This window comes from Pseudomonas sp. UBA3149, assembly GCF_002364655.1.
Taxonomy (GTDB): domain Bacteria; phylum Pseudomonadota; class Gammaproteobacteria; order Pseudomonadales; family Pseudomonadaceae; genus Chryseomonas; species Chryseomonas luteola.
Genome location: NZ_DEYV01000012.1, coordinates 357,226 through 371,473 on the forward strand (window position 1 = coordinate 357,226; position 14,248 = coordinate 371,473).

Here is a 14,248-nt window from a genome sequence, read left to right on the forward strand (position 1 = left end):
GAAAAGCCCGCCTCCTTGATAAGGGCGCGGGCTTTTTCATGCCTTTTGCTTGAGATGCAGAATAGGGTAAGGCTTGCCGAGGCTATCTACGGCAGAGCGGCCTGTCACGGTGAACCCTTGTGCCAGGTAAAAGCCTTTGGCCCCATCGTTCTGCTCGTTGACGTCTACCGTTAGTCGGCCGTGCAGCCCGGCCGCATGGCGCAAGAGTCGCCTCCCATGTCCTTGACCATGCCGGGCTGGATCAACAAAAAGCATGTCTACGCTGGCCTGGGTAAGACCGATGAATCCTGCAGGTTGATCGTCATCGGACAAGCTGACCCACGTTTCCAGGCTGGGCAGGTAGCTGTCACGCACCAGCGGGCGGAAAAAGTCGATGTCGTCCTCAGGTAGAAAGTGATGGGTTGCCCTGACGGCCTGTTCCCAAATCTCGACCAGCAAGGGAATGTCTGTAGGCGTTGCGCGTCTTATGGACATGGTATGCCTCGTGTGTACGTGATGCATTTATTTGAGCACGTCGCCCTGCTGTTTGCAGCGTTTCGCTTGCGGCGGCTCATACAGTGCTGTCAGGCATTCACGGGCTGGGTATACTGCCTGCCATCAACGACCCACATGAAGATGGAGTAGAGCATGCGCAATCGCTTGTTGCTTGGTCTGATCGCTGTTGCCGGACTGGCTATTGCCGGCTGTGCCAGCAGTCCACAGCAATTGAGTCCGCAACCCAAACTGACAGCCCCAATCGCTGCGGTCGGGCACGGGCAGCCTGTTTCGGTACGTGTCGTGGACGGTCGCTCGTCATTCTCGCTGGGAACTCGGGGCGGTTTGTATCCTGAAACCAGTACCGTGTCGGTCCAGAGCAACGATGTCATTCCAAAACTTCAGGCTGAAGCGGAATCAGCGGTGCGTCTGCTGGGCTTCACGCCAACGGCCAATGCCTACAATGCTCCCCAGCTGACGCTGACCCTGGCGGAACTGAAGTATCAGTCGCCCAAGGAGCTATACGTCACCTCGGCCAATATTGGCGCAACCTTCAAGGTAGATGTACGTAACAGCATGCGTGGCTACAGCGGTCGCTATGGCGCCTCGCTGGAGCAGCGTTTCGGTATGGCACCCAATACGGCAACCAATACCAAGCTGGTAAGCGATGTGCTGAGCGATGCGTTGACCCGCGTCTTCAAGGACCAGACTATCGCCCAGGTTCTTAACGGGCAGTAAGCCTGTTATCTGAAAAAGCCCCGGCAACGGGGCTTTTTTGATTCAACCAACTTAATCCAGTGGTCGCCCTGCCAGGAGCCGATACTTGTTCAGTACAGGCTGGGCATATTGGCGGATCATCTGCAGGCGGTATTCGGCAGGGCAGTTATTGAGGCGCTCCTGCCACTTCTGCCGAGCTTCAGCCAGCTCGTCTGCTGGGAACAGGCTTTCTGCCGAGGGTACGGTCAGTGACTCGTCACGGCCGTCCCAGCGCTCATAGGCCAGGTGGTTGGCAGGGAAAAGTCGATAGTTGGTCAAGATGCGGCGGTCCATTTCGGTTGCCAGCTGCTTGGCATCGCTGAATTCGCCGGTCAGCATCTCGCCAAACTCCACATGCACGCGTCCCTTGTAGCCCGTGATGCCCAAGGCAATGCTGACGTCATCCTCGCCAGGCGCCTTGGCATAGGTGCCGGTGGTTTCACGAATATAGAGTTCACGGGCCTTGGCCAGATCGCAGGGATCGTACTCATAGCTGATCGACACAGGCACGATGTGCAACGCCTTTACCATATCGGCAAAGGAGTCGTCCTTGCAGCCCATGTGAAACATCTTGAGGATGGCTGAATCGGTGCGGTCGTCTCCATCTTTGGCCCGGCCTTCGGCCTGGGCGATCCAGACGGACTGGCCATCCTGGCGAATGGAGTAATTGATATAAGCCGAAAGCGTCTGATACGCCGCAAGCTTTTCACGCCGTCCGGTGATGGAGCGGTGGACGATAAAGCTCTTGTTCAAGCGCATGAGGTCGCTGACGAAGGGCTTCTGCAAGAGGTTATCGCCAATGGCGATGCGCGGGGTTGGCAGCCCGGCATGATACACGGCGTAATTTACAAAAGCCGGGTCCATGACGATGTCACGGTGGTTAGCCATGAACAAGTAGGCACAGCCGCTACGTAGATTATCCAGGCCCGAATAAGTCACACCATCGGTGGCTTTCTCGATCGTACGATCGACATAAGGCTCCAGTTTGTCCTGAAGCATGCTGACGCTGGTGATACCGGACACTTCCTGACGCAGCCGATGACGCAGCATAGGCTTTAACAGCCATCCAAACGGGCTGGACAGTTTGGGGAAACGGTAGCGGGTCAGGATGTCGATAAACTGCTCATCATTGATGAGTCGGGCCAAGACGGCAGGGACTTCTGTATCGTTGAAGGGTCGAATGGCTTCGAACTCGCCCATATCGTTCTCTTTTTAATAACAAGTGGCGACACGTGTCGCAAAGTGGCGGCCATAGTAGAGCGCGCAGCGAGAGATGCAAGCCGAATACGGCGTTAATGTCGCCCCTGGCGATTCCAATCATCGCAAAAACACGGTGCCGGAGCCTATTAGGAGCCCATTATGCTGGAAAGCCAACCGTATGAGTGTCCTTACTGCGGAGAACCTGCCGAGGCGGTGGTAGACCTGTCGGGTGGCGATCAGTCGTACTATGAGGATTGCCCCGTCTGTTGCAGACCTATCTTTTTTATCTTACACACAGAGGGTATGACATGGTCTCTCGAAAGTCGGCGAGAGGATGAATGATGCTCCGGATCTATGAGCCGCGAGATCTCCTGGAGGCAGAAATGCTGCTGGCCATGCTGGACAGTGAGGGTATTGACGCGCATTTGGCAGGGCGCCATTTGATAGGCGCCATTGGCGAGTTGCCTGCTATTGGGCTTCTGGGAATTGCCGTGCATGACGCAGATGCTCCGCGCGCCCGCGAGCTGATTGCCGATTACAACGCTGCTCAGCCATTGCCTTATGAGGACCCGGACAGCGGGCCGGCCGTGTTATTGTGCTGAAGCGGTAGTCGGCTTTGCCTGAAAAGGCGAACCGAATCGCTCTGTTTGTTTTCTTGCCTGGTTGTGTATGTCTGGACGCTACGCCTTGTTTCGCTGGCCTCCCGAGGTAACTCGGATGACCGGTTTTCCAGCGGACTATCAGCCGCGCTGGAACATCTCTCCCCATGCCCAGGTGCTATTCATGCGGCACCATGAGGGCGAGTGTCGTGTCGACAGTGGCCGTTGGGGCCTGACGCCCGCCTGGCTCACGGATCTCTCACGCACGCCCACCCATGCCCGGGCGGAAACGGTAGCGGATCAGCCTATGTTTCGCGAAGCATTTGTCCAGCGCCGCTGCCTGTTGCTGGCCAATGGGTTTTATGAATGGCGAGGGACTTCGCGCAAGCGGGCCTTCTGGATGATCAATGGCGAGCCGCTGGCTTTCTTTGCAGGCATCTGGGAGGCTTATCCGGTCATGGGGCAGGTCTATTTGAGTGTGGCCATGCTGACTCAGCCCGCCGGAGGACTCCGTCGCCCGCTGGTGCTGGCCGAGGCCGAACGGGACGCCTGGCTGTCGCCCACAACAGAGCCGCGCGTCCTGAATGAGATCCTGCTGAAGCCCTCAATGCCGCTACGTGAGAGAGTGCTTGCCGGTATTGTGAATGATCCCTCGGTAGACGGGCCGGAATGCCTGACGCCGCTTTAGGCGTTGGGCTGGCAATGCCGAACTGCTAGTCGTGTCACTCGTCGCTTGGTCGGTAGGAGTTGTCGAGACTGGCGGCGCGACCTACCATCTGCGCAGTCGCGCAATCAGGAGAGTGTCATGCGTCGTGTTTTACCCATCGTCGGTCTTTCGCTTTCAGTACTGCTCAGCGCATGTCAGGCGGTGAATACCACTAGCGGAAATGCTGTTGGGGTTGAGCGTAAGCAGTATATGTTCAGCATGTTGTCGGCTGATCAGGTCAACCAGATGTACTCGCAGTCGTACCAGAAGACGGTTACCGAGGCGAAAAACGCCGGCAAGCTGGCCAACGATACGGCTCAGGGCAAGCGAGTACAGGCAATAGCTAAGCAGTTGATTGCTCATACGTCTGCGCTGCGGGCGGATGCAGCTAACTGGGATTGGCAGGTCAACGTGCTCCAGAATGATGAAGTGAATGCCAACTGCGGCCCGGGTGGAAAAATCTTTGTTTATACCGGCCTGCTTGATCAACTGAAGCCTACGGACGATGAGCTGGCCGCTGTGATCGGGCATGAGATTGCCCATGCACTGCGTGAACACAGCCGCGAGCAGATGTCCCGCGCCTATGCCATCGAGATGGGTCAGAATATCGGCGGGGCGCTGCTGGGTATTGGTCAGGGTGGTATGCAGGTGGCGGATCAGGTTACCCAGGTTAGTCTGACTTTGCCGTTCAGCCGTTCCAACGAGAACGAGGCAGATCTCATCGGGCTCGAACTGGCCGCGCGCTCGGGCTATAACCCCAATGCCGCCGTGACGCTCTGGCAGAAGATGGCCAAGCTGAGTAATGGTAACCAGTCACCAGAGATACTCAGCACCCACCCGTCCGATGACAAGCGGATGAGCAATCTGGAGGCTGCCATTCCCAAGGTCATGCCGTTCTATGAGGCCAGCCGTAAGTCGTGACAGGTCGGCTATCGAGAACCAGAAGCCCCGGCTGCTGATAGCCGGGGCTTTTTTATGCTCAGAAAGGAATAATTAGAACATACCGCTTAGCTGAAGCGCGTGATAAGCCGCCGCGAGAGCCAGAATGCCGAATGCTGTAGCGGCAAGTCGGCGGATCAACACCAATGGCAACCGGTCAGCGGCAAAGTTTCCTGCGAGTACAACGGGTACGTTGGCCACAAGCATGCCCAGTGTCGTGCCCATGACGACCAGAATGAAATGAGGGTATTGGGCCGCCAGCATCACCGTGGCGACTTGTGTCTTGTCTCCCATTTCCGCCAGGAAGAACGCCACCAGCGTTGTCAGGAAAGGTCCATAGCTCTTTTTAAGGCCTGATGCCTCATCTTCGTCCAGCTTGTCCGGGATCAGCGTCCAGAGGGCGACGGCTACAAATGAAATCGCCAGAATCCAACTCAGGGCCGTCTCGCTGAAGAAGCGGCTGACCCAGCTGCCAACGGCGCCGGCAACAAAGTGGTTGGCCAGCGTCGAAGCCACCATTCCCATAATGATAGGCCAGGGCTTACGAAATCGGGCAGCCAGCAGCAGAGCAAGCAGCTGAGTCTTGTCACCTATTTCTGCAAGGGCGACGACCAGCGTAGGGACTAACAGGGATTCCATTAGGTTTCCAAAAGGGGCGGGCATTAATTAGACAAATGACATGCATGCCTTCCCACCCCGGGTAAAGGCTGCATGTCATAGGTCTTGTCAAACCCGCAGGTCGCGAACGCCATGGTCGAGGACCAAGTATGTTGACGGACGCCTGGCGCTGATGGCCAGAGACTACTCCCCTAGGACGGCGCGCATTCTGCCCAAACATCCAGGCAGGTGCAATTCAAAAGAGCGATACGCTGTCTCTATCAGCGGCGGAAGGCCTGGTAGATACGAAAGCCGTCACGCTCTGCCAACACCTTGCAGGGCCCCAGATATTGCTCGATCAGCGGGGGATACCTGAGAAAGCTGTTGGCCACAATGCGCAGCTCGCCGCCTGGGCGCAGGTGATGGACGGCTTCGCGTAGCAGGGTCTCGCTGGCTTGATAATGAGTGTGTACGCCCTGGTGAAACGGCGGGTTGCTGATAATGGCGGCCAGCCCAATGGGTGCCGCAGCGATACCGTCGCCAGCCAATACGGTGCCGTTCAGCCTGTTGGCAGCCAAGGTCAGGCGGCTACTCTCTACCGCAAACGCATCCACGTCGAGCATATGAAGGTCATTGTGGGGATAGCGCTGTTTGAGCGATGCACCTACTACACCTGCGCCGCATCCGAAATCCAGCAGCGCACCAGCAGGTAGATTATCGAGGTGTTCGAGCAGAAGGGTGCTCCCCTTGTCGAGCCGCCCGTGGCTAAACACACCTGGCAGGCTGACTACATGAAGCATTGAACCGGCAACATCCAGCTCGAAGCGCTCGGCCCGCTCATGCAGCATGACGGGGGCTGCCTCGGGATGTGAGACCTTCCACAACTGACAGTGCCGAGCATTGTCCAGCTTGCTGGCGGCGCCCAGCAGAGCCAGCTGTTTGGCAGCCCGCTCGATTCCACCCCGCTTTTCGCCTACCACATACAGTGCCCCTTGAGGGACCATGGCCGCCAAGACGCTGAGCAGGTAATCCGTCAGCTCTCTGGACTTGGGCAGGAACAGTACGGCGGTATCGTATGGCTGAGCAGGTGTAGAGGTTCCGAAGTCGACTCTCCCGGGAAAGCGAGCCTGGAAATAGGCCTCATCGCCTGCATGCCAGGTCCAGCCATGTGCCTCCGGGAGGTGGCTCAATAGATCATCTGCAGGTAATCCTGCCAGCAAGGTTCGGCCTTGAAAATGCTCGGGCTGACGGAGCAGGACTTCGCTGCGTGGATCCATGGGCGTCCTCGGTAAAAAAGCGCGAAGCTTAGCAGACCGTGCGAGTCGGCGCGCCCGCAAAAAAGGCGGTTGCGTTATCGGTCAGCTGACCGATGATCCGCTGGCGAGCCTCCCGGCTTCCCCATGCATTATGAGGCGTCACGATAAGCCTGGGAATGTCGTGGGCGAGCAGGGGATTTCCGTCTTTTGGCGGCTCCTGGGTGAGGACGTCCGTGGCGGCGCCTCCCAGATGACCGCTCCGCAGGCAGTCGGCCAATGCCTGTTCGTTCACGATACCGCCTCGAGCCGTATTGATCAGAAAAGCGGTGGGCTTCATGGCAGCCAGTTGCGGAGCATCGATCAGGTTGCGCGTGGCGTCGGTAAGGGGGCAATGCAGGCTCAACGCGTCTACTTGGGGCAGTAGCGCTTCCAGCGGTATGTAGCCTTCGCGCACTGGCCGTCCAGGCAACTGACCCAGCAGGATACGCATGCCAAATGCTTCCGCCAGGCGAGCAACTGCACCGCCAAGCTCACCGTGACCCAGGATGCCAAGCGTCTTGCCTTCCAACTCTATGATGGGATAGTCGAGCAGGCAAAACTGCTTGGCTTCCTGCCAGCGTCCGGCCCGGACATCGCGCTGATAATCCGACAGTCGCGTGGCCAGGGCCAGCAGGAGCGCGAGCGTGTGTTGTGCAACGGAAGGCGTGCCGTACCCCTGACAATTGCAGACGGTTATCCCATATTGGCGTGCTGCGTCCAGATCCACATTATTGGTGCCGGTGGCGCTGACCAGTACCAGCTTGAGCGATGGGCATGCAGAAAGGCAGTCAGCGGTCAGGCTGACCTTGTTCACGATAGCCACCTCCACGGCCTGCAGGCGCTCGATAATCTCGTCAGGTGCGGTTGCCGGATAGACGTGGAATTCGCTGAAGGCTGCCTTCAACGGAGCTGGATCCAGATCTCCCAGGTCCAATGAGGCATAATCCAGAAAGGCGGCACGACGGGCTAGGCTCATGGGGTGTCCTTATGATTATTGGCCGGAACTGCCAGCCTAGCAGAAGCCCCTGGCGCAGGGGCAAGGTAGTAAGCTGACAGGCATGAATTATCTCGCTCATCTTCATCTTGGCGGTTCAGATCGTGAACAGCTGCTGGGAAGTCTTTACGGTGACTTCGTCAAAGGTCCTCTCGATAATCGCTGGCCCTTGGCTATCGAACAGGCTATCCGCCTGCATCGCCGTATTGATGCCTTTACCGACAGCCATCCCTTGATCGATCGTGCCCGTGCACGCTTTCCCGAGGCGCGCCGGCGCGTCAGCGGTATCCTGGTCGATGTCTTTTTCGATCACTGCCTCAGCCGGCATTGGGCTGCTTACGCCGACCAGCCATTAGAGGCTTTTATTGCGCGGTTCTATCATATTCTGCTGTCGGAGCCTGATTTGCCGCCACGGCTGGCGAGGATCGCGCCGCGTATGGCAGCTCAGGACTGGCTAGGCAGTTATCAGGAGTTCGGGATCATCGAACAGGTCATCAATGGTATGGCGAGTCGACTGTCCCGGCCTGTACTCTTTGAGGGCGCCTTTGCGGAAGTAGAAGCACGTTATGCGCTGCTTGAGCAGGACTTCTTTGACTTTTATCCCGAACTGCTGGCGTTCGTTCGTCAGGCGCAGCGGGATCGCTATTGATTCAGGTCAACATGCACAACGGCTTGTGCGCATAGAGTCACCGCGCTATTACGCGAGGTCCCTATGCGCCGCGATCCCATTGTGCTGTTTGATAACGGCTCCCATAAATGTTTGTGCTTCGATAGCCTGGTTACAGGAGACGGAGTGCAATCCAACCAGTTTCTCATCATCGATCATGATGAATATCTACTATTCGATCCCGGCGGTGATCTGACCTATACGCCGCTGTCGCTGGAGCTGTCCAGGCATATTCCGCTGCAGGATCTGACCTATATCTTTGCATCGCACCAGGACCCCGACATTATCGCGGCGCTGGACAAATGGCTGCTGCATACGCGGGCTCAGGTCATCTGCTCGAAGCTGTGGGCACGCTTTCTGCCTCATTTGACGGCCGGTTATCTATCCATTAGTCACAACCTGTCGGTCTTTGAGCGAATCATACCCTTGCCTGATCGAGGCCAGTCTTTCCGGCTGGGCCGATGCACCCTCGTGGCCGTTCCTGCCCACTTTCTGCATTCAGTCGGTAATTTCCAGCTATACGATCCTGTCAGTCGAATTCTCTTTTCGGGCGATATGGGCGCCTCACTCGTGGATAATGCGGCACCGGTCGAGAATTTCGAGGCTCACATGCCCAGCATGGAGTGCTTTCATCGACGCTACATGGCCTGCAACAAGGCCTGCCGGCTATGGGCAGGCATGGTCAGGGAAATGAATGTTGCCATGATTGTGCCTCAGCACGGGCGGCCCTTTGCGTCGCCACCCGTGATCAAGGCGTTTCTGGACTGGATCGAAACCCTAGAGTAAGGGATCGACCTGCTGACGCAGGAAGACTATCGCTTGCATGCATGAAGGTAATGCTTGGGCGGATACTCCTGATGTAGCCGCTCCAGCAGTTCATCCTTGGCTGTCCAAAGCTGGTTAACCCAGGCTTGGAAGGCTGCGCGGTATTCGCTGTCCAGGTCGTAGCTCTTGCCCAGAAAAGCTGCGGGGATGGCAATCTCTTCGACACGCACGACAATGGCTGCAATCCGGCCTGAGAGCAGATCCCAAAGGCTCGGCGTTCCGTTGGGATAGTGGATGGTAACGTTGACCAGCGAATGCAGCTGCTCTCCCATCGCATCCAGCACAAAGGCGATACCGCCCGCACGCGGGCTCAACAAGTGACGATACGGCGCGCGCTGGGCGTCATGTTTGGCCTGGGTGAAACGGGTTCCTTCCAGAAAATTGAAGATTCCCACCGCCGTATCGCGAAAGCGCGCGCAGGCCCGACGCGTAGTCTCAAGGTCCTTGCCACGCTTTTCGGGATGGCGGGCCAGATACGCTTTCGAATAGCGCTTCATGAAGGGAAAGTCGAGTGCCCACCAGCACAATCCGATGACAGGCACCCAGATAAGCTCTTGTTTGAGGAAGAACTTGAGCGGACGGATATGGCGATTCATCAGGTACTGGAGCGCAAAGATATCAACCCAACTCTGATGGTTACTGGTCACCAGATAGGAGTGTTTGTAATCGAGGCTGGCGAGCCCGCGGACATCCCAGTGGATGCGACCCGTCAGGCGAATCCAGAGATGATTGCCACTGATCCAGGCCTCGTGGATGGCATTCATGAGGCGTCTGGACAGCCGTTGTGCAGTCGGGAAGGGCAGGCACAGCTTGAGTAGCGTTACGGCAAACAGCGGCCAGCACCAGAACAGGGTGTTGGCCGCCAGGAGCAGGCCGCCCGCAAGACCACGGACCAGGCTAGGTAGATAATGAAGCATCAAGCGTTCCCAACAGCAAAAAGGCGGCAAATCATAAAACAAGCCAGCGTCGGGAGACATGCTTCATAAGCGCTCACGGCAGGATTAAACCGGATTGGCCTCATGCCATTCAGCTTTTGGCGCACCAGCCGCATGGAAATGATTGCCCGATATGCTTCAAGCGCTGCGCCTCGTCGGTTACCCAGGTACGGGTTTGCCAGGGCGGGTCGTGGCGGAGGTGCTGGCTGTGTCCACAACTCAATAAAACTACCCAATGACCCTCTTCATCCTGATAAAAATCCAGAATGACACTCGTCTGCTTTGATGGCAGTGGGTCGCAATCGGGGCGATTGCCGCGTACACTTGACCTTTCATTCATCTTATTCAAAGGTTTTTACCATGCAGATTGCGGCCAACAAAGCGGTCTCCATCGACTATACCCTGACCAACGACGCCGGTGAGGTTATCGACAGTTCCGCTGGCGGCGCCCCGCTGGTATATCTGCACGGTGCAGGCAACATCATTCCGGGCCTTGAGCGTTCGCTTGAAGGCAAGCAGGCTGGCGATGAGCTCAACGTTGCCGTCGAGCCTGAAGATGCGTATGGCGAGTACAGCCCTGAGCTGGTCGCTACCCTGAACCGCAGCATGTTCGAAGGTGTGGACGAGCTGGAAGTGGGCATGCAATTCCACGCTTCCGGTCCAGACGGCGGCATGCAGATCGTTACCGTGCGCGACATCGATGGCGATGACGTGACTGTTGACGGCAACCACCCGCTGGCTGGCCAGCGCCTGAACTTCAAGGTCAAGGTTGTGAACGTGCGTGATGCCTCTTCTGAAGAAGTCGCTCACGGTCACGTACACGGTGAAGGTGGTCATCAGCACTAAAACGCGACGGAAATCCTGGTGTGGCGGGAACGAACCCACACTAGAATGTCCAAGCGAGAGCGTCCGAAAGGGAACAGCCCGGTCGGACGCTTTTTTTACGCCTACTGTATTCACAAGGAGCACATCATGAGTGCGTTCCACGATCTCACCTTGCAAGGGCTGGATGGGAAGGATCTCCCCCTGGCACCTTACAAAGGCAAGGTGGTGTTGGTGGTTAATGTGGCATCCAAATGCGGATTGACCCCGCAATATGCGGGCCTGGAATCGCTGTATCAGACCTACCGCGACCGAGGGTTGGTCATCCTGGGCATTCCATGCAATCAATTCGCAGGCCAGGAGCCTGGAAGCGATGCGGATATTCAACAATTCTGTAGCACGCACTATGGCGTGTCGTTTCCTCTGTCGAGCAAGATCGAGGTAAACGGCCCGACACGTCATACCCTGTACCGGCAGTTGGCTGGTGAGGGTGCGGAGTTTCCCGGAGAGATCACCTGGAATTTCGAGAAATTCCTGGTAGGTCCCGATGGCCGGGTTCTGGCTCGTTTCAGCCCACGAACTGCGCCGGATGATCCCAACCTGGTTCAGGCCATCGAGAAAGCGCTTCCCTAGCGCAAAGGCGGCGGGGCGAGCCGCGCAGTTACCGAGGCTCCCCCGCTGCAGGCAATGCCTTTGCGCCACCCTCTCTGACCCAGAACAGCGTCGCGCCGGCCACTGCTGCAGGCATGAACAGCACGTTCACGACCGGGACCAAAAGGGCCAGGTACGTAATTCCGCCAAATCCCAGGCAGCGTGTCCGCTTGCTACGTAACCAGGCCAGCATTTCGGTAAAGCCCAGCTTGTGGTTGTCCGCTGGATAGTCGATGTACTGCACCGCCATCATCCAGACGCCAAACAGCAGCCAAAGCGGTGGAGCAATCAGATTAAGCCCTGGAATGAACGAGAGCACCAATAACCCCAGTGCACGGGGTAGGTAGTACCGCAGTTTTTTGAATTCCCGCACCATGGTTCTGGGAATCATGGCAACTAACTCTCCCGTGCTGAACGGCGGGAAGTCGTCCTGGCCGCGTACCACGACCTCAACCTTCTCAGAGAGAAAGCCGTTGAAAGGCGCCGCAATGATGTTAGCCACCATGGTGAACGTGAAATAGATCATGAACAGGACGAGTACGAAGAAAAAAACGTACAGCAACGGTACCAGTACATAATCCAGAAAGCTTAAGTATGAAGGAATGGAGGGCATCAGATGATGCACCCAGCCATTGAACTTGCTTAGCGCAAAGCTGATCGTTGCGATGAACAGGATGAGATTGATCGATAGGGGCAGTACGACAAAGCGACGCAGGCCAGGCCGCAGGATCAGTTTCAGGCCTTCACTGAAATACAAAGGGCCGGATAAAGGCTTGCTCATTCAAAACTCCGGTAGCGAGTAAGAGCGCAATAATGAAGCCTTATTACGGTCGAATGCCAATAGTGACCTGTAAACAGCCGTGACGTGATTCTAGGGTTGTGCGTTGTGGCGTACCATAGTGTCCGACATCAGGCGGGTCCGCATAGGTTATGCCTATGATTTGGATTAAAACTCGCCATTTTATCCAAAGCGGCAAGCCGCGTAGGCTGCTGCCTTATCGCGTTAAGGAGAGGCTAATGAGCGTTCTGGTAAACAAGCAGGCCCCGGATTTTACAGCTCCAGCTGTTTTAGCTAACGGTACTATCGTCGAGAACTTCCAGCTGTCCACTTTGCGTGGCAAATACGTTGTGCTGTTCTTCTGGCCGCTGGATTTCACCTTTGTTTGCCCGTCGGAAATCATTGCCCACAATAACCGCATCGCTAAATTCCGTGAGCTGGGCGTAGAGGTCGTTGGTGTGTCCATTGACTCTACCTACACGCACTACGCCTGGCGTAATACGCCAGTAGAGAAAGGCGGCATTGGCCCGGTCGAGTTCACCATGGTGGCTGACGTCAAGCACGAAGTAGTTCGCGCCTATGGCATCGAGCATTCGGATGGCGTGGCGTTGCGAGCGTCTTTCCTGATTGACAAGGAAGGCGTCGTGCAACACCAGGTGGTCAACAACCTGCCGCTGGGCCGGGAAGTGGATGAGATGGTGCGTCTGGTTGAGGCACTGCAGTTCACCGAAGAGCATGGCGAAGTCTGCCCGGCTGGCTGGCGCAAGGGGCAGAAAGGTATGAAGGCCGACGCAGAGGGCGTTGCTAACTACTTGGCTGAAAACGCTCATAATCTGTAACTATTGGGCAGGCAGGTCCTATACGGGCCTGCCATCCAGACAAGGTTCTGGACAATAAGCGGGAAATCCCGCACGGTTCGCGGGCTGTCGACTTTGTAAGCCTTCCCCTGGTGCTTCGACAGCCCTTTTTATTATTAGCACGTGTGCCGACGCCCTATGCGCGGCATGGAGACAAACATGTCTGAAGTTCGTCATGCTCGAGTCATCATTCTCGGTTCCGGCCCTGCCGGTTACACCGCGGCAGTCTATGCTGCACGCGCCAACCTCAAGCCGTTACTGATTACTGGCATGCAGATGGGCGGACAGCTGACTACCACGACCGAGGTAGACAACTGGCCGGGCGACCCTCACGATCTAACAGGGCCTGCGCTGATGGAGCGGATGCGTGAGCATGCCCAGCGCTTTGAAACCGAGATCGTGTTCGACCATATCAACGGTGTGGATCTGGCCAACAAGCCTTTCACCCTCACGGGTGACAGTGGCACCTATACCTGTGATGCACTGATCATCGCAACCGGCGCCAGTGCCCGTTACCTGGGCCTGACCAGCGAAGAGAGCTTCATGGGCAAGGGCGTATCGGCCTGCGCCACCTGTGACGGTTTCTTCTACCGTAATCGTGAAGTGGCTGTAGTAGGCGGTGGTAACACTGCAGTGGAAGAAGCGCTTTACCTGGCCAACATTGCCAGCAAAGTCACGCTGATCCACCGCCGCGATACGTTCCGCGCTGAAAAGATTCTGCAGGACAAGCTGAAGTCCCGTGTGGCCGAAGGCAAGATCGAGCTGAAGCTCAACGCAGCTGTAGACGAAGTGCTGGGCGACAATATGGGCGTTACTGGTGTTCGCCTGAAGAACAACGATGGCAGCATGGATGAAATCCAGGTTGCCGGCCTGTTCGTTGCGATTGGCCATACGCCAAACTCCTCGCTGTTCGAAGGTCAGCTTGAGCTGAAGGATGGCTATGTCGTAGTCAAGGGCGGCCGTGAGTCCAATGCTACGGCAACCAGCATCGAGGGTGTGTTTGCTGCCGGTGATATCGCCGACCACACTTACCGTCAGGCGATTACCTCGGCAGGCGCTGGCTGCATGGCTGCGCTGGATGTTGAGCGTTACCTGGATGGCTTGGGCGATAACCTCTGGTAAGCCAGTCTCTGGTAAGCCCTGTGGTTTCATG

General features: G+C 56.9%; 18 protein-coding genes, 1 pseudogene and 1 riboswitch. Of the genes and pseudogenes, 11 read left to right on the forward strand and 8 right to left on the reverse strand.

Annotated elements, in window-relative coordinates; translation table 11 throughout:
- Positions 1-36: 36 nt before the first annotated feature.
- On the reverse strand, positions 37-474 hold the full coding sequence (locus tag B3729_RS11040; RefSeq protein WP_286787891.1) for an acetyltransferase: 438 nt from the start codon (positions 472-474) through the stop codon (positions 37-39).
- Positions 475-627: 153 nt separating this feature from the next.
- On the opposite strand from B3729_RS11040, the gene B3729_RS11045 reads away from it, so the two are divergent.
- The gene (locus B3729_RS11045) at positions 628-1,212 is read left to right on the forward strand and encodes a YajG family lipoprotein (RefSeq protein ID WP_074822384.1); all 585 of its coding nucleotides are present in this window, start codon (positions 628-630) and stop codon (positions 1,210-1,212) included.
- A gap of 51 nt (positions 1,213-1,263) precedes the next feature.
- Here B3729_RS11045 and B3729_RS11050 read toward each other — a convergent pair whose 3' ends face one another.
- Positions 1,264-2,430, reverse strand: a complete 1,167-nt coding sequence (locus B3729_RS11050; RefSeq protein ID WP_010795599.1) for a 1-acyl-sn-glycerol-3-phosphate acyltransferase — start codon at positions 2,428-2,430, stop codon at positions 1,264-1,266.
- A gap of 159 nt (positions 2,431-2,589) precedes the next feature.
- Between B3729_RS11050 and B3729_RS11055 the strand changes: the two genes are divergently transcribed.
- From B3729_RS11055 to B3729_RS11070, 4 genes are all read left to right on the forward strand, one after another.
- Complete coding sequence (locus tag B3729_RS11055) at positions 2,590-2,772, forward strand: CPXCG motif-containing cysteine-rich protein (RefSeq protein ID WP_010795598.1); 183 nt, start codon at positions 2,590-2,592, stop codon at positions 2,770-2,772.
- On the forward strand, positions 2,772-3,032 hold the full coding sequence (locus tag B3729_RS11060) for a DUF2007 domain-containing protein (RefSeq protein ID WP_010795597.1): 261 nt from the start codon (positions 2,772-2,774) through the stop codon (positions 3,030-3,032). The genes B3729_RS11055 and B3729_RS11060 overlap by 1 nt, the downstream gene beginning before the upstream one ends.
- Positions 3,033-3,099: 67 nt before the next feature.
- On the forward strand, positions 3,100-3,717 hold the full coding sequence (locus B3729_RS11065; protein ID WP_286787892.1) for an SOS response-associated peptidase: 618 nt from the start codon (positions 3,100-3,102) through the stop codon (positions 3,715-3,717).
- Between the two features lie 117 nt (positions 3,718-3,834).
- Positions 3,835-4,656, forward strand: coding sequence for a M48 family metallopeptidase (locus B3729_RS11070; RefSeq protein ID WP_010795595.1), 822 nt, complete (start codon positions 3,835-3,837; stop codon positions 4,654-4,656).
- Positions 4,657-4,728: 72 nt separating this feature from the next.
- On the opposite strand, the gene B3729_RS11075 is transcribed toward B3729_RS11070, so the two are convergent.
- From B3729_RS11075 to B3729_RS11085, 3 genes are all read right to left on the reverse strand, one after another.
- Entirely contained in the window at positions 4,729-5,313 is a 585-nt protein-coding gene (locus tag B3729_RS11075; protein WP_010795594.1) for a TMEM165/GDT1 family protein, read from the reverse strand.
- Between the two features lie 16 nt (positions 5,314-5,329).
- Positions 5,330-5,496, reverse strand: a riboswitch (yybP-ykoY riboswitch).
- A 56-nt stretch (positions 5,497-5,552) separates the two neighbouring features.
- On the reverse strand, positions 5,553-6,548 hold the full coding sequence (locus tag B3729_RS11080) for a class I SAM-dependent methyltransferase (RefSeq protein ID WP_286787893.1): 996 nt from the start codon (positions 6,546-6,548) through the stop codon (positions 5,553-5,555).
- Positions 6,549-6,576: 28 nt separating this feature from the next.
- The gene (locus tag B3729_RS11085; RefSeq protein WP_286787894.1) at positions 6,577-7,542 is read right to left on the reverse strand and encodes a 2-hydroxyacid dehydrogenase; all 966 of its coding nucleotides are present in this window, start codon (positions 7,540-7,542) and stop codon (positions 6,577-6,579) included.
- 82 nt (positions 7,543-7,624) lie between these two features.
- On the opposite strand from B3729_RS11085, the gene B3729_RS11090 reads away from it, so the two are divergent.
- A complete protein-coding gene (locus tag B3729_RS11090) occupies positions 7,625-8,209 on the forward strand; it encodes an ACP phosphodiesterase (RefSeq protein WP_286787895.1) in 585 nt (194 codons plus the stop codon).
- Between the two features lie 63 nt (positions 8,210-8,272).
- Positions 8,273-9,013 (forward strand): MBL fold metallo-hydrolase, encoded by a 741-nt coding sequence (locus B3729_RS11095; RefSeq protein WP_286787896.1) that lies wholly within the window; start codon positions 8,273-8,275, stop codon positions 9,011-9,013.
- 26 nt (positions 9,014-9,039) lie between these two features.
- Here the strand turns inward: B3729_RS11095 and B3729_RS11100 are convergent, their stop codons facing one another.
- Positions 9,040-9,969, reverse strand: a complete 930-nt coding sequence (locus B3729_RS11100) for an acyltransferase (protein WP_286787897.1) — start codon at positions 9,967-9,969, stop codon at positions 9,040-9,042.
- A 109-nt stretch (positions 9,970-10,078) separates the two neighbouring features.
- Positions 10,079-10,379: pseudogene (locus tag B3729_RS11105) on the reverse strand (DUF3565 domain-containing protein).
- On the opposite strand from B3729_RS11105, the gene B3729_RS11110 reads away from it, so the two are divergent.
- Positions 10,348-10,833, forward strand: a complete 486-nt coding sequence (locus B3729_RS11110) for an FKBP-type peptidyl-prolyl cis-trans isomerase (RefSeq protein ID WP_010795588.1) — start codon at positions 10,348-10,350, stop codon at positions 10,831-10,833. The pseudogene B3729_RS11105 and the gene B3729_RS11110 overlap by 32 nt on opposite strands.
- A 126-nt stretch (positions 10,834-10,959) precedes the next feature.
- Complete coding sequence (locus B3729_RS11115) at positions 10,960-11,442, forward strand: glutathione peroxidase (RefSeq protein ID WP_125887430.1); 483 nt, start codon at positions 10,960-10,962, stop codon at positions 11,440-11,442.
- 28 nt (positions 11,443-11,470) lie between these two features.
- On the opposite strand, the gene cysZ is transcribed toward B3729_RS11115, so the two are convergent.
- Positions 11,471-12,241 (reverse strand): sulfate transporter CysZ, encoded by a 771-nt coding sequence (gene cysZ, locus B3729_RS11120; RefSeq protein WP_150346715.1) that lies wholly within the window; start codon positions 12,239-12,241, stop codon positions 11,471-11,473.
- A gap of 236 nt (positions 12,242-12,477) precedes the next feature.
- On the opposite strand from cysZ, the gene B3729_RS11125 reads away from it, so the two are divergent.
- A complete protein-coding gene (locus B3729_RS11125; protein ID WP_010795585.1) occupies positions 12,478-13,077 on the forward strand; it encodes a peroxiredoxin in 600 nt (199 codons plus the stop codon).
- A 177-nt stretch (positions 13,078-13,254) separates the two neighbouring features.
- Positions 13,255-14,217, forward strand: a complete 963-nt coding sequence (trxB, locus tag B3729_RS11130; protein WP_010795584.1) for a thioredoxin-disulfide reductase — start codon at positions 13,255-13,257, stop codon at positions 14,215-14,217.
- The last annotated feature ends 31 nt before the right edge of the window (positions 14,218-14,248 follow it).

Bases quoted from the DNA above. Each gene is read 5' to 3' on its own strand.
- B3729_RS11040 (WP_286787891.1), bottom strand. From the start codon at position 474: ATGTCCATAAGACGCGCAACGCCTACAGACATTCCCTTGCTGGTCGAG.
- B3729_RS11045 (WP_074822384.1), top strand. From the start codon at position 628: ATGCGCAATCGCTTGTTGCTTGGTCTGATCGCTGTTGCCGGACTGGCT.
- B3729_RS11050 (WP_010795599.1), bottom strand. From the start codon at position 2,430: ATGGGCGAGTTCGAAGCCATTCGACCCTTCAACGATACAGAAGTCCCT.
- B3729_RS11055 (WP_010795598.1), top strand. From the start codon at position 2,590: ATGCTGGAAAGCCAACCGTATGAGTGTCCTTACTGCGGAGAACCTGCC.
- B3729_RS11060 (WP_010795597.1), top strand. From the start codon at position 2,772: ATGCTCCGGATCTATGAGCCGCGAGATCTCCTGGAGGCAGAAATGCTG.
- B3729_RS11065 (WP_286787892.1), top strand. From the start codon at position 3,100: ATGTCTGGACGCTACGCCTTGTTTCGCTGGCCTCCCGAGGTAACTCGG.
- B3729_RS11070 (WP_010795595.1), top strand. From the start codon at position 3,835: ATGCGTCGTGTTTTACCCATCGTCGGTCTTTCGCTTTCAGTACTGCTC.
- B3729_RS11075 (WP_010795594.1), bottom strand. From the start codon at position 5,313: ATGGAATCCCTGTTAGTCCCTACGCTGGTCGTCGCCCTTGCAGAAATA.
- B3729_RS11080 (WP_286787893.1), bottom strand. From the start codon at position 6,548: ATGGATCCACGCAGCGAAGTCCTGCTCCGTCAGCCCGAGCATTTTCAA.
- B3729_RS11085 (WP_286787894.1), bottom strand. From the start codon at position 7,542: ATGAGCCTAGCCCGTCGTGCCGCCTTTCTGGATTATGCCTCATTGGAC.
- B3729_RS11090 (WP_286787895.1), top strand. From the start codon at position 7,625: ATGAATTATCTCGCTCATCTTCATCTTGGCGGTTCAGATCGTGAACAG.
- B3729_RS11095 (WP_286787896.1), top strand. From the start codon at position 8,273: ATGCGCCGCGATCCCATTGTGCTGTTTGATAACGGCTCCCATAAATGT.
- B3729_RS11100 (WP_286787897.1), bottom strand. From the start codon at position 9,969: ATGCTTCATTATCTACCTAGCCTGGTCCGTGGTCTTGCGGGCGGCCTG.
- B3729_RS11110 (WP_010795588.1), top strand. From the start codon at position 10,348: ATGCAGATTGCGGCCAACAAAGCGGTCTCCATCGACTATACCCTGACC.
- B3729_RS11115 (WP_125887430.1), top strand. From the start codon at position 10,960: ATGAGTGCGTTCCACGATCTCACCTTGCAAGGGCTGGATGGGAAGGAT.
- cysZ (WP_150346715.1), bottom strand. From the start codon at position 12,241: ATGAGCAAGCCTTTATCCGGCCCTTTGTATTTCAGTGAAGGCCTGAAA.
- B3729_RS11125 (WP_010795585.1), top strand. From the start codon at position 12,478: ATGAGCGTTCTGGTAAACAAGCAGGCCCCGGATTTTACAGCTCCAGCT.
- trxB (WP_010795584.1), top strand. From the start codon at position 13,255: ATGTCTGAAGTTCGTCATGCTCGAGTCATCATTCTCGGTTCCGGCCCT.